General features: G+C 55.2%; 8 protein-coding genes. 2 read left to right on the top strand and 6 right to left on the bottom strand.

The window, feature by feature from the left end; genetic code table 11:
• Positions 1 to 55: 55 nt before the first annotated feature.
• The 3 genes from mraZ to dinB all read right to left on the bottom strand — a co-directional run bounded on the left by mraZ (position 56) and on the right by dinB (position 2643).
• A complete protein-coding gene (gene mraZ / locus CQ017_RS03100) occupies positions 56 to 469 on the bottom strand; it encodes a division/cell wall cluster transcriptional repressor MraZ (protein ID WP_105552439.1) in 414 nt (137 codons plus the stop codon).
• Positions 470 to 896: 427 nt separating this feature from the next.
• Positions 897 to 1322, bottom strand: coding sequence for a DUF3040 domain-containing protein (locus CQ017_RS03105; RefSeq protein ID WP_308729549.1), 426 nt, complete (start codon positions 1320 to 1322; stop codon positions 897 to 899).
• Positions 1323 to 1464: 142 nt separating this feature from the next.
• Positions 1465 to 2643, bottom strand: coding sequence for a DNA polymerase IV (gene dinB, locus CQ017_RS03110; RefSeq protein WP_181148229.1), 1179 nt, complete (start codon positions 2641 to 2643; stop codon positions 1465 to 1467).
• A gap of 197 nt (positions 2644 to 2840) precedes the next feature.
• Here dinB and CQ017_RS03115 point away from each other — a divergent pair, with 197 nt between their 5' ends.
• Complete coding sequence (locus CQ017_RS03115; RefSeq protein ID WP_258133471.1) at positions 2841 to 3899, top strand: polyprenyl synthetase family protein; 1059 nt, start codon at positions 2841 to 2843, stop codon at positions 3897 to 3899.
• A gap of 230 nt (positions 3900 to 4129) precedes the next feature.
• On the opposite strand, the gene CQ017_RS03120 is transcribed toward CQ017_RS03115, so the two are convergent.
• Positions 4130 to 4483 carry an Rv2175c family DNA-binding protein gene (locus tag CQ017_RS03120; protein WP_096286571.1) on the bottom strand — a complete coding sequence of 118 codons (354 nt, stop codon included), beginning with the start codon at positions 4481 to 4483 and terminating at the stop codon, positions 4130 to 4132.
• Positions 4484 to 4685: 202 nt separating this feature from the next.
• On the opposite strand from CQ017_RS03120, the gene CQ017_RS03125 reads away from it, so the two are divergent.
• Complete coding sequence (locus CQ017_RS03125) at positions 4686 to 6605, top strand: lytic transglycosylase domain-containing protein (protein WP_105552442.1); 1920 nt, start codon at positions 4686 to 4688, stop codon at positions 6603 to 6605.
• Positions 6606 to 6677: 72 nt separating this feature from the next.
• Here the strand turns inward: CQ017_RS03125 and CQ017_RS03130 are convergent, their stop codons facing one another.
• Positions 6678 to 8174, bottom strand: coding sequence for a sensor histidine kinase (locus CQ017_RS03130; protein ID WP_105552443.1), 1497 nt, complete (start codon positions 8172 to 8174; stop codon positions 6678 to 6680).
• Positions 8175 to 8183: 9 nt separating this feature from the next.
• Complete coding sequence (locus CQ017_RS03135) at positions 8184 to 12989, bottom strand: NAD-glutamate dehydrogenase (RefSeq protein ID WP_258133472.1); 4806 nt, start codon at positions 12987 to 12989, stop codon at positions 8184 to 8186.
• Positions 12990 to 13029 lie beyond the last annotated feature (40 nt).

Here is a 13029-nt window from a genome sequence, read left to right on the forward strand (position 1 = left end):
ATCTCAACCCAGCGCTCTTACCTGATGTGGATGTAAACCGGCTCCTGTTGGAGCCTTAGTCTTCATCCGTTTCGGAAAATACGTCTTCCTGTTCCTGCAAGTACTGCTGCCATGCCGTGGAGTCCCAAATTTCTATGCGGTTGCCCGCACCAATGACCGTCACTTCACGGTCAAGGTCTCCATAGTTTCGCAATACTTGAGGAATCGTGACTCGTCCTTGCTTATCCGGCACTTCGTCGGAAGCTCCGGACAAGAAAACACGTGCATAGTCTCGCGCCTTACGCGAGGTAAGCGATGCCTGAGCTAATTGCTCATGCTGCTTCTCGAACTCTCGTTGGCTGAAAACATAAATGCAGCGCTCCTGCCCACGGGTCAATACGAGTCCGTAAGACAGATCGTCACGATATTTTGCGGGGAGAATCAGCCGGCCCTTTTCATCAAGTCGGGGCGTGTAAGTTCCAAGGAACATGCACACCGCCTTTCATGTGAAGTGGCTGGAAACCCCAATTCCCTCTACTGCACTCCACTTTACTCCACAACCCTCCACTGTCAACGCAATCCAACCGTTTTCGCGAGGGGTTGGACATAAAAAATGCCGTGTTTTGGCGGGTTTTTCCCAGCATGCATTGTGGAGGGCTCCAGGGGCGAGAACGTGCGCACCTCGAAATTCGACCAAGAAATTACCGAGATACCGCTACTTTCGGGCCTTTTGGGCGAATGGGGAGGGCGGTGGAGGGAGACGGGGAGGAAAGTGGGGAATCGTTAGGAAGCGGTGAGAATGTGTTTCCTAGGAATCTGCCGAGAATCGACGTAGCGCGTGTCGACGGTTGAAAAGACCGTTAAAAAGAAAAAGAGGTGCAACCCCAATAAAGGGTTACACCTCGTAAATAAGGATTCTAGCCGTCGGATTGGTCCCGCTTGCGCTGATTCCATTTTTCTTCCAGACCGCTCATGAACTGCGAGTTTCCCGGGCCGGATGATTTTGAATCGGCTGGCGCCTTCGCACCACCAACCTTGCCTGCTGCAGACTTGGCCAGGCCCAGCAGTACCCCACCGAACATGACGGCGAAACCAACAACACCCACGATGATGAGCTGCTGCGAAATGCCATAAATTAGACCAGCAAGCCCAACTATGACCAGAAGCGCGCCGAGTGCAATGTTGCGCGTTGAAAGGCGACCACTGCTAGCTGGAGCTTTCATACTGGAGGCGAAGCGGCGGTCTTCGTGCAGCTGCTTTTCCAACTGCTCCAACAGACGTTGCTCGTGCTCTGATAGCGGCATCGTCTTCTCCTTCCAATCACTGCTGTAGCGGTCATCCACCGCCTACAGGTATAACGCACAACCACTTGGAAACGTTCCAATCGGTATTTGCTACCTACTTATTAGGATAGTCTCTTTTACCGCTACCCTGCTAGTTGATCTTCAGCTCTTTCAGGCAACTTCATAGCTACGCCGATTAAAGCTATTTTTCTTTGGGTCGAAGGAAGCGGGCCGGAGCTAATCCGGAGTCAGGGAATCGTTGGCTTATTTCGTCCGCAACCCTCTCAGCTTCGCGGGTTTTGCCCTCCGCTGGATCCAAACTGAGCTGAATGCCCAACTCAGGGTCGCTTAGCCTTTCTGCCTTCACTCCCACAAGCCGTACCGGCTGCGGCAACGGAGTCATCCGACGCAATAGTTCGATGGCACTTTGACTTATTGCGGAAGACGAGTCTGTTGGCGCGGCCAAAGTACGGGATCGTGTTACGCCAGTAAAATCTTGGTATTTCAGTTTGAGGCCCACTGCGGATGCGGCTTTATTGGAGGCGCGAAGCCGCTGGCCTATCCGGTGTCCTAGTCTGAGCAATTCTTCTTCCAGCAATTCGAGGTCCGCAATATCGCCGGCAAAGGTATGTTCGGCAGAAATGCTCTTTTCTTCCCTAGTGGTCTGAACTGCTCGGTTATCGATGCCATGGGCCAGCAGGTGCAAGGAACGGCCGTGTTCACCAAAACGTTGGATCATACGTGATTGGGGCTCGTCGGCTAATTGCTCGATAGTTTCGATCGCCAACGCGTGAAGTTGTTCTCCAGTTTTCTTCCCGACACCCCACATCGCCGATACTGGCAATTGATGCAGAAACTCCGTGGTTCGTTCTGGTGCGACGACGATCAGCCCATTGGGCTTGGCATGCGTAGAGGCAAGTTTTGCGACAAACTTGTTTCGAGCAATGCCGATGCTGGAGGGTAGATTCAATTCCTCGGCCAGGTGGGCGCGAATTCGGTGAGCGATCGCGACCGGGCCACCGAGCAACCTCATGCTTCCGGTGACGTCAAGGAACGCTTCGTCGATACTTACTTGCTCAACCAAAGGCGTAATAGTCTCAAAGTAGTTCATGATCTGGGCAGAAACCGCAGAGTACACCCCATGCTGCGGTTCGATAATCGTTGCCTGCGGCATCAAGGCGATTGCTTGGCTCATCGGCATAGCCGATCGCACCCCGCGTGCCCGGCAATCATAGGATGCGGATAAGACTACGCTTCGGCCATTTGGAAATCCGACGATCACCGGTTCATGCCTTAACTCGGGACGCTCGCGCAGCTCTACAGACACGAAAAAGGCATCCATATCCACATGCAAGATCGCGCGGTTTTCCAAGACTGACATATCTACAGTCTAGTGAGCGTCACCGACGGATGGCTGGCAAGTGTTAGCAATCCAATATGGGGCCATTCTGCGCTCTGCTAGCAACCCATAAAGATAACGGTAGAGTTGAAACTATCCGTTAGCAGTTCACGCTTAGAAAATGGTTTTGCATGTCGCCGTCTGAATCTCTGTCAGCCCTCGTGTCAGAAGCCGGGGAGGTGAGCCGCACGTACACCGATGCGGTCGCTCATCGCCTGGAAGACTTCTTGTCGTCAAAAAGCGAAGAAGTTGCTCAGATTACTGCCAGCGCCACGGAAATCGTCAACAGCATTCAAGATCTTACTCGTGGCGGAAAGCGGCTTCGTCCGCTATTCGCCTATTGGGGGTTTCTCGGGGCTGGAGGTCAGCCCGACGACGAGAATATTGTTCGTCTGGGCATAGCTCTAGAACTCTTCCAGGGTGCCGCGCTCATCCACGATGACATTATTGACAACTCAGATACTCGTCGAGGCAAACCGAGCGTACACAAGCGCTTTGAGGCCCAGCATTCTTCGCTCGGATTAACTGGGAACGCAGCACAGTACGGCGTAGCGAGCGCCATCCTCACCGGGGACTTGTGCCTATCTCTGAGTGAGGAAGTCTTTGCCGGGATTGACAGCCTAACGCCAGGCACCCGGGCGATCTTCAACAAGATGCGGCTGCAAGTCATGGCGGGACAATATCTGGACGTTCTTGAAGAGTCCGCTGGCTCTGCCTACGATCCGGCCGAGGCAGTTAAGCGCGCTCGCACCATCGTTCGATACAAGTCCGCAAAATACTCGACGGAGAATCCCTTCTTGCTTGGTGGCGCATTGGCTAATGCGAGAGACGAACTCTTGGAAAGCTATAGTGCTTTCGCTTTGCCTTTGGGTGAAGCCTTCCAACTACGGGATGACGTTCTCGGAGTTTTTGGCGATCCATCGGTCACCGGAAAACCTGCTGGCGATGACCTTCGCGAAGGAAAGCGCACCGAATTGATTGCTCATGCCTTGGCGCTAACCGTCCCGGAGGAACGCGAGTTTATCCAAACTCGCCTCGGTGCCCAAAACTTAAGCGATGTGGAAGTTGCCAAAATGAGCAATATTTTGCGGGCGTCTGGCGCGCTGCGGGAAACCGAGTCCAGTATCAGCGATCTGACTACGCAGTCACTGGCAGCACTAGAACGCATCGATGTCGCTCCGCTTCCTTTGGCCGGAATGCATTATCTCAGCGATGCAGTCACTAAGCGAAGCAAATGAACTCTTCGCGCCTCCAAGAACCCGTTACTTCAAAGATTGCTAGCTGAGCAAAGCGCCACCGAATCCTCCTGGAACTCCAATCGCCTTGAACGAGGTACTACTCGGTGAGTCAGCGTAATGCGCGATCTAGGTAGGGTCTCAGGAAAATAACAGAGGTCTCGACCACGTCCAATGCGTTGACGTGGCCGAGACCTCTCTTTTATAAAGACTTTATGGTCTTGTCGAAGGGCCTACCAGGCGAGGGCTTGCGCACGACGACGGATCTCGGTTTTTCGTCCGGTGCGCAAGGCATTCATTGGTGTTCCTGGCAACGACTCATCTTCGGTAAATAGCCACTTGATGGCATCTTCATCCGAATATGCGGCGTCTTGAAGCACCGACAGGGTTCCTTTGAGGCTCTCCACTACAGCGCCGTCAAGAACGAAGTCTGCGGGGATTGACCGCACATGACGCTCACCGATCCGTACGGAAATGATAGCGCGCTCATCGAGCATGCGGTGGACACGTCGAATATCGACGTCAAGAATTTCGGCTAGGTCCGGCAGGGTTAGCCACTGGCCAACGGTTTTTTGAAGTTCATTCACCTCTAAAGGTTCCCACAAATTAGTGAACGGTGCAGAAACTTTAATCCCGACGAGCCACAATGGTTTCCATGCGCCACAGTAGTAGTGTAAATTTTCATGTATCACTTTGATAACAATTGCCACATGAACAACATTGGTGCCGTTACCTAGCATCGTTCGAGTGAAAGTTGTTACCTACACCCCTGATTTGAGGATTGACCCCATGCCACACGAATCGAGCTATGCAGCTAAGCATGCGCTAGGCGTCGTAGCAGGCGCGGCTATACCTGCCGCAGTGATCGGCAGCCTGGCCCTAGCCCCCGCAGTTCAGGCGGCTCCTGTTCCATTGACTCTGAGCCCAAACTCCTTATCGCCAAAAAGCGTCTCACCAGAGACCGTCAAGATCGCTGAAGACCATATCAAGGCGCATCTGCTCGCTTCTCGTGTTTCGACTATGGGACTTCCTGCTAAACGCAGCATCAAGGAAATCAAGGTCGAGCCAGGCTCGTCGTTGTGGAGCATTGCCAGGGAGTATGACACTTCCGTCTCCGAGTTGAAGAAACTCAACAATCTCAAGAACGACGTTATTGTTGCCGGAAAGACTCTTAAGGTTCCGGGCAGTGCTTCCTCATCACAGGAGAAGTCAAAGTCCCAGAGCACTCGAAGCTCGTCATACACGGTCAAAAATGGCGATACGCTTGGGGCAATCGCCGCGAAGCACAATATGAGCTTGTCTTCGTTGCTGAGCAAGAATGATATCTCTGCTAGCTCGCTGATATTCCCAGGCGACAAGCTCACCGTTTCGGGCAGCTCCAAGTCCTCTTCGCCAAAGAGCGAAAGCAAGAACCAAAACTCAGGTTCAAGCTCTTCTGCCTACACGGTCAAAAGCGGAGATACCCTCGGTGGCATCGCAGCCAAGCACAACATGAGCCTCTCAGCCCTGTTGAGCAAGAACAACATTTCAGCTTCGAAGCCAATCTTCCCAGGCGACAAGCTCACCGTTTCGGGCAGCTCCAAGTCCTCTTCGCCAAAGAGCGAAAGCAAGAACCAAAACTCAGGTTCAAGCTCTTCTGCCTACACGGTCAAGAGCGGCGACACCCTCGGTGGCATCGCAGCCAAGCACAACATGAGCCTCTCAGCCCTGTTGAGCAAGAACAACATTTCAGCTTCGAAGCCAATCTTCCCAGGCGACAAGCTCACCGTTTCGGGCAGCTCCAAGTCCTCTTCGCCAAAGAGCGAAAGCAAGAACCAAAACTCAGGTTCAAGCTCTTCTACTTACACGGTCAAGAGCGGCGACACCCTCGGTGGCATCGCAGTCAAGCACAACATGAGCCTCTCGGCCCTGTTGAGCAAGAACAACATCAGCGCCGGCAAGCACATCTTTCCCGGCGATAAACTAATCGTTTCTGGTGGATCTTCGAGTTCCAAAAATTCTGAGAAGAAGAGCGAACCGAAGAAGTCCGGCAACGCAACCTACACCGTCAAGAGCGGTGACACGCTCGGCGGTATCGCTGGCCAGCACAATATGAAGCTGTCGGCGCTGCTTAACTTGAACCCGCAGGTAAGCACCCAATCTCCGCTGAAGATTGGTGAAAAGCTCAAGGTCTCCGGTTCCTCGGTACAGCCAAACGGCAATGTCGAGAAGAAGGAAGACCGCAAGATCGGCAATACTTTTGAGGGGCGCACCTATCCGGATGCCACCGTCAATGATGCCAATCAGAACAAGAACTACTTAGATTCCGTCTCGGTCCCAAGCCGTGATGAAATGAAAGCCATGATCCGTTCGACCGCTAACAGCATGGGTGTTGACCCTGCACTTGCCATGGCACACGCCATGCAGGAATCTGGCTTCAACATGCGTGCAGTCTCCCCCGCCAACGCCTTGGGCGCCATGCAGGTTATTCCGAGCACCGGCGAGTGGATGTCGTCCCGGCTCGGACGCGATCTGAATTTGCTGAAGCCACAGGACAATGTCGCTGCTGGCGTGGCCACGATCCGTTTCAATCTGGATAACACCGATAGCTTGGATGATGCAATTGCTTCGTACTATCAAGGACTCGGAGGAGTCCGAAAGTACGGGATGTTCGAAGACACCAAGCGTTACGTCGCGAGCGTCAAATCTTTGATGAAGCAGTACAGCTAAACCCAAAGAGTAGTGGGGGCAAGTTCTTTAGGAACTTGCCCCCCACTACTCTTTAACAAATTACTTCTTCGCCTATGCCGTGTACTGCTCGCGCCGGTTGCGGTGTAGCGGCATTTCTATGACAACCTTTGTTCCTTGCGGTTCAGATTGCACCCACTGGATTTCACCAGATAATTCGCTGGTGACCAAGGTGCGCACGATCTGCAATCCCAAACCTTCACGCCGTGGACCGTCTGGCAGGCCATGTCCGTCATCTTGAATCACCACGCGCAGCCAATCTTTACCGTCATGTCCGCGGTACCGATTCGCGAGGAGTCCAACTTCGCCATCCCTGTTAGCTAATCCATGCTCCACCGCGTTTGTCACCAGTTCGTTGATAACCAACGACAGTGGTGTGGCCAAATCGGCATCGAGCATTCCGAATTCGCCTTCGCGCCGCGTAGCAACGCGCTGACCCGGAGAGGCAATTTCGACAATGAGCCGGAACTGACGATCCATCAGGTCATCAAATTTGACGGTTTCGTTCAGGCCCTTGGACAAGAAATCGTGAACCGATGCGATAGTTGAAACGCGCCGCATAGCCTGTTCGAGTCCTTGCTGACCCTCGACTGAGTTCATCCGCCGCGATTGCATGCGCAATAGAGCCGCCACGGTCTGCAGATTATTTTTTACCCTGTGGTGAATCTCGCGAATCGTCGCGTCTTTGGTGACAAGTTCCTTCTCGCGACGTCTGAGCTCAGTGACATCACGGCAAAGCACTAGGGCACCCCAACGTTTCGATTCGTCTCGAAGCGGGATTGCACGAAGAGACAGGGTGACCCCGGAAAATTCGACTTCGGTACGCCAAGGCATTTTGCCTTGCAGCACCAGTGGTAGCGTCTCATCGACAACGCGCCGGTCACTGACCAGGGCCATAGTGAGATCCGCGAGCGGTTGACCTTGAAGAACTTCGGCCGCCCCTAGCCGGCGGAAAGCCGACACTGCGTTCGGGCTGGCGTATTCGACCACCCCGTTGACGTTGAGCCTGATGAATCCATCACCGACACGCGGCGCGCCGCGGCGTGAGCCGGTAGGGCTTGCGAAGTCCGGCCACAGCCCGCGGGTTCCCATGGTGAGAAGGTCCTCGGCGCTCTGCCGGTACACGAGTTCCAGGTTCGAGGGCGTACGTGCCTGATTTGGATCAAAGTGTGAGGTGATCACGGCAACAGGGCGGTGCTGGCGCACCAAGGGAATGGCTTGGACCGAAGTTAATCCGGAAATCAGATCAGCGCTTGGTTGCTCGGCAGATTTTTGCACGCGTTGGCTGTCCCAGGCCTGGTCGACCATGAGTCGCAAATCTCTACGGATCCGCTCTCCCACAAAGTCCGTGTGGAATACGGTGTGGGAGGTAGAAGGCCGTACGTGCGCAAGCGCGACATAGGACCCGTCGCCGGTGGGGAACCAAAGAACAAGATCAGCGAACGCCAGATCTGAGATCAGTTGCCAGTCCCCCACCAGCAGGTGGAGCCAGTCCTCATCACCGGGCCCGAGGTTTGCTTGTTGACGGAGTTGCTCGGTGATGAGGGCCATTAGGGGGTGTTACCTCCGGACGATGGAACGCAGAAGGCGAAGGGCTACAGACAGCGACGCCATGTCGTCGCGTCCGAGGCTGTTTACTTCAGCAAACATTGTCTTCGCACGATCAAGGTTAGCCGCGTTTGCTTCTTCCCAAGCTGCAACACGCTCTGCCGGACCGGCAATCTCCGCACCGTTGTCCAACACGTTCAAGGTCAGATCAATGAGTGTCGTATACAGGTCGTCACGCATTGCTGCACGGGCCAACGCCTGCCAACGATCCGAACGCGGCAGCTTAGTGATCCGATTGAGCAAATCGTCGGCGCCAAACTGGTTGTACAACACGAAGTAGGTCTCGGCGACCTGCTGTGCCGAATACTCGGTACGACCAACCAGTTCGGCGATATCCAACAATGTATAGGATTCGAACTGAGAGGCCCACATGCTTGCTCGATGCTCGTCGATCCCATTGCTGATCGCATCAAGCTGCCATGCGTTGTAACGTTCGAGATCCGACCCGCGCAACAGCGTCGGCAGGCTCTGGCGCAACTCGCTGACGATCGGTTCATAGTTGCCTACGATTTCTTCGACCGGCTGCTGCTGATCAACGCGGTTGATGAACCAACGCGTCGTACGATCAAGCAAGCGACGCATGTCGTGATGCTGTCTTCCCCAGTACGCCACCTCCGTACCAGCGGGTTGGAGGTTGATCGCAGCGAATTGCCGGTCGAAACCATAGATTTCACGCAACGCGGTGAACATCTTGGCGATCTGGACTTCGTTTGCACCGGTTTCTTCCATGGCACGGAAGACATAGGTGACCCCACCGATGTTGATGATGTCATTGGCAACAACGGTCGCAATGATCTCCCGGCGCAATGGGTGAGTTTCCAGCTGATCGCCGAAGCGATCCACTAGCTGCTGCGGGAAGTAGCGGCGTAATGTCGCTACGTAGTACGGATCATCCGCCAGATCGGATTCAGCCAGCGCATGCGCGAGCTGAATTTTGGCGTAGGCGGCCAGCACCGAAATCTCCGGCGCGGTCATCATCTCACCAGCGCTCTTGCGCTGTTCCAGCTCGTCGCTACTTGGCAGGAACTCCAGCTCACGATTCAGATCAGCGTTTTTTTCCAGCCACTGCATCAGTCGCTCGTAGGCGGGAGCCCAGACCTTGGCTGCATGCTTTTCGTTCAGCAGTAGCACGTTCTGATCAAAATTGGCCTGCAGCACCAGGTCGCCCACATTGTCCGTCATCGACAACAAGAAATCGGTGCGTTCTTCAGCGGTGAGCTTTCCCGCCTTGATCTGCCGGTCTACGAAGATCTTGATGTTGACTTCACGGTCCGACGTATCTACACCGGCAGAGTTATCGATGGCGTCGGTATTGAGGATAACGCCATTGCGGGCTGCCTCGATGCGGCCAAGCTGCGTCATGCCCAGGTTTCCGCCCTCGCCGATGACCTTGACGCGAATTGCGCCGCCATCAACACGGATCGCGTCGTTGGCGCGATCGCCCACCTGTGCGTGTGTTTCGGCGCTGGATTTCACATAGGTTCCGATGCCGCCGTTGTAGAGCAGGTCAACTGGTGCCGACAGAATCGCCTTGAGCAATTCGTTTGGGCTCAGCTTAGTGACCGAGGGGTCCAAGCCCAGGACTTCGCGTACCTGCACGCTAATCGGGACCGACTTCAAGCTGCGGGAGTAGACTCCGCCGCCTTCGGAAATCAGTTCCTTGTTGTAGTCTGCCCAGCTGGAGCGCGGAAGATCGTATAGCCGCTGGCGCTCGACAAAGGAGGCTTCCGGCGCCGGGTTTGGATCTAGGAAAATGTCGCGGTGGTCGAATGCGGCGACCAGCTTCACGGTACGGGTGCGCAGTAGTCCATTGCCAAAGACGTCGCCTGACATGTCGCCAACGCCTACAGCGGTGAACTCTTCACGCTGAGTATCCAGACCAAGTTCGAAGAAGTGGCGCTTGACCGATTCCCATGCGCCACGGGCGGTAATGCCCATGCCTTTATGGTCATAGCCTACGGAGCCACCCGAGGCGAAGGCGTCACCCAGCCAGTGGCCCTTCTCCTGCGAAATCGAGTTGGCGATGTCTGAGAAGCTTGCTGTGCCCTTGTCCGCAGCCACTACCAGATAGGTGTCATCCCCGTCGTGGCGCACCACATTAGCTGGTGACTCGACGTGCTCGCCATTTTCATCGGTGACCAGATTATCGGTCAAATCCAGCAAGGTCCGGATAAAGATGCGGTAGGAGGCTTTGCCTTCTTCCATCCAAGCTGCCCGATCTACTGCCGGACTAGGTAGCTGCTTGGCGTAGAAACCGCCCTTTGCTCCGGTAGGCACAATCACCGAGTTCTTGACCATCTGCGCCTTGACCAGACCCAGCACTTCGGTGCGGAAGTCCTCTCGACGATCGGACCAGCGCAGGCCACCGCGGGCAACCGCACCGAACCGGAAATGCACACCCTCGACACGTGGCGAGTAGACCCACATTTCATGCCTTGGCCGTGGGAATGGGGCAAAGTCAATCTCTTCGGGTGCGAGCTTGAAGGCCAGCGCGAGACGTTCGGTGTAGTAGTTCGTCCGCTTGGTAGCCTCTATGACCTTTACGAAACGGCGAAGCAGCGTGTCCGCGTCTAAGGTAGGCACATTTTCAAGTGCTTCGTCGATCTGTGCCAGAGCCTGATCCCGTGCCGAAGTTGAAGCCGCAGCAGAGAGCGAAGGATCGAAGGTGGCATGGAACAAATCGACGATACCGTGTGTCACTGCCGCATTGTTGACCAGGGTCGATGCGATGAATCCGGTGGAATTCGAAATGCCAAGCTGCAAAAGGTAGTGCGCGTAGGCACGAAGCATGGCGACTTCCTGCCAGCTTAACCCTTCACACAGCACCAGCGCATTGAGCTTGTCCGATTCGGCGGCGTTGCGAACCACGGCAGAGTACGCGTCGGCAAGTTTGGTTTCGATGGTGGCGAAGTCGATTTCTGGATCAACCTTCAGCCCCATGTCATAGATGTACCGCTCGCCGATGCCTTCGGGGTTCAGCTCATAAGGGCGCTCATCAACCACATCAAGGCCCAAATCCTGCAGTACGGGCAGGATCCCTGAAAGCAGCAACGGCCGGTCTACAAAGATTTTCATTCGCTTGGTGACAGCGGAATCTTCGTCATTGGCAGCATCGTAGAAGGAAACGACTGGTCCTTGCTGATCCGGAGCATCAAGCTCCTCCAGCAGATCAATGTCGGCCAGTGCATCTTCAATCTCAAATTGCACCTTGTACGCTGCAGGGAATGCGCCGGCCCACGAATTGGCCAGGTGGTTGGCTTCGCCCGGTTCGAGACTATTCCGTGCGGTGTCGGTAATCGCGTCGTTCCAGGAGCGAACTGCCTTGGCGATTCGATTCTCCAACGCCTTGCGATCCACCACCGGGGTCAACCCATGGTGCTGAAGGCGAAGTCGATAGAACAGCCGGACCAAGGCGCCGGCTCCGAGCTGCGCTTCATATTCGGTGGACACCGGATTGAAGCTGGAATCCAGCTCTTTTTCGATACGCTGTCGCACATCGGTGGAGAACCTGTCGCGTGGCAGATACACCATTGCGGTCACAAAGCGCCCGTAGGAGTCAGTGCGCAGGAAGACCGAGGTGCGGCGACGCTCTTGCAGACGCAGAATGCCTAATGCAATTTCGGTCAGGTCGTCTACCGAGATCTGGAACATTTCATCGCGCGGGTAGGACTCTAGGATCGTGACGATGTCCTTGCCGGAGTGCGAGTCTCGGGCGAATCCGGTACTTTTCAGGACCGCTTCGATTTTTTCACGCACCACCGGTACGGTTTTCACACTCGAGGTGTACACCTTGGTAGCAAACAACCCAATGAAGCGACGCTCACCATTGACTTCGCCGCTGGCATCGAAGCTCTTAACCCCCACATAGTCCAGGTAGACTCCGCGGTGCACGGTGGAACGCGAGTTCGCTTTCGTGATGATCAATGCGCGCTTGTCGCGGGCCGTCGCGCGGCCACGCTTGGTCAGGTGCTGTGGGCCCTGGTCCTCCAGGGATCGCATGAGCCCTAGCCCGCTTCCTTCACGGGCAACGAGTACGTCTTCTCCGTGCTCCGTGGTCAGATAGTAGTCGCGGTAGCCCAAGAAGGTGAAACGACCGTCCGACATCCAGTTCAGCAGCTCTACCGCCTGATCGAGATCGGCAATCTCGCCTGCGTTGGCGGTCTGCGGCAGCGTCTGGGCAATGCTCTTTGCACGATCCAGCATTGCGGGCCAGTCCTGCACGGCAACCCGCACGTCGGCAAGGACCTTCAGCAAATTTTCAACGATCGTCACTGCTTCATCGTCGGAGAGGTCGCGTGCGACTTCTACCGAAATCCAGGATTCAACCTTGGTATGGGTGTCGATCGAGGTCAGCGTGCTTAGATCCGACAGGGCAGCCGTATCGCCACTGGCAACGTGCTGCAACCCCGTGTGCGACAGCTTTTTGATCAGTCCGGTGTCTCGATCGCGGGAGACCACGAAAGTCGGGTGCACGACGAGCTGAATTGGGGCTGAAAGCCGGACCAGCTCCGCGGTGACCGAATCAACCAAGAACGGCATATCGTCGGTGACGATATGTACCACCGAAACACCATTGTTGCGGGTAATAGATACATTGGCCGTATCAACGTCGCGGCCATATCCGATTTCCAAGTGTGCGGCTACTCGCGCCTCGAGCTCGTCGGGCGTAAACGCCGCGACATCTTCTCTAGCGATTTGGCCATAGTACTCGCTCACCAACTGCGAGGTGAGTGTCGCATCCATAAATGATTCTGACATGCTGGATTCCGACGAGTTCAAGTGAACGCCTCCAAGAACG

The sequence above is a fragment of the Arthrobacter sp. MYb224 genome (assembly GCF_002975455.1).
Taxonomy (GTDB): domain Bacteria; phylum Actinomycetota; class Actinomycetes; order Actinomycetales; family Micrococcaceae; genus Glutamicibacter.

Bases quoted from the DNA above. Each gene is read 5' to 3' on its own strand.
- dinB (WP_181148229.1), bottom strand. From the start codon at position 2,643: ATGTCAGTCTTGGAAAACCGCGCGATCTTGCATGTGGATATGGATGCC.
- mraZ (WP_105552439.1), bottom strand. From the start codon at position 469: ATGTTCCTTGGAACTTACACGCCCCGACTTGATGAAAAGGGCCGGCTG.
- CQ017_RS03125 (WP_105552442.1), top strand. From the start codon at position 4,686: ATGCCACACGAATCGAGCTATGCAGCTAAGCATGCGCTAGGCGTCGTA.
- CQ017_RS03130 (WP_105552443.1), bottom strand. From the start codon at position 8,174: ATGGCCCTCATCACCGAGCAACTCCGTCAACAAGCAAACCTCGGGCCC.
- CQ017_RS03135 (WP_258133472.1), bottom strand. From the start codon at position 12,989: ATGTCAGAATCATTTATGGATGCGACACTCACCTCGCAGTTGGTGAGC.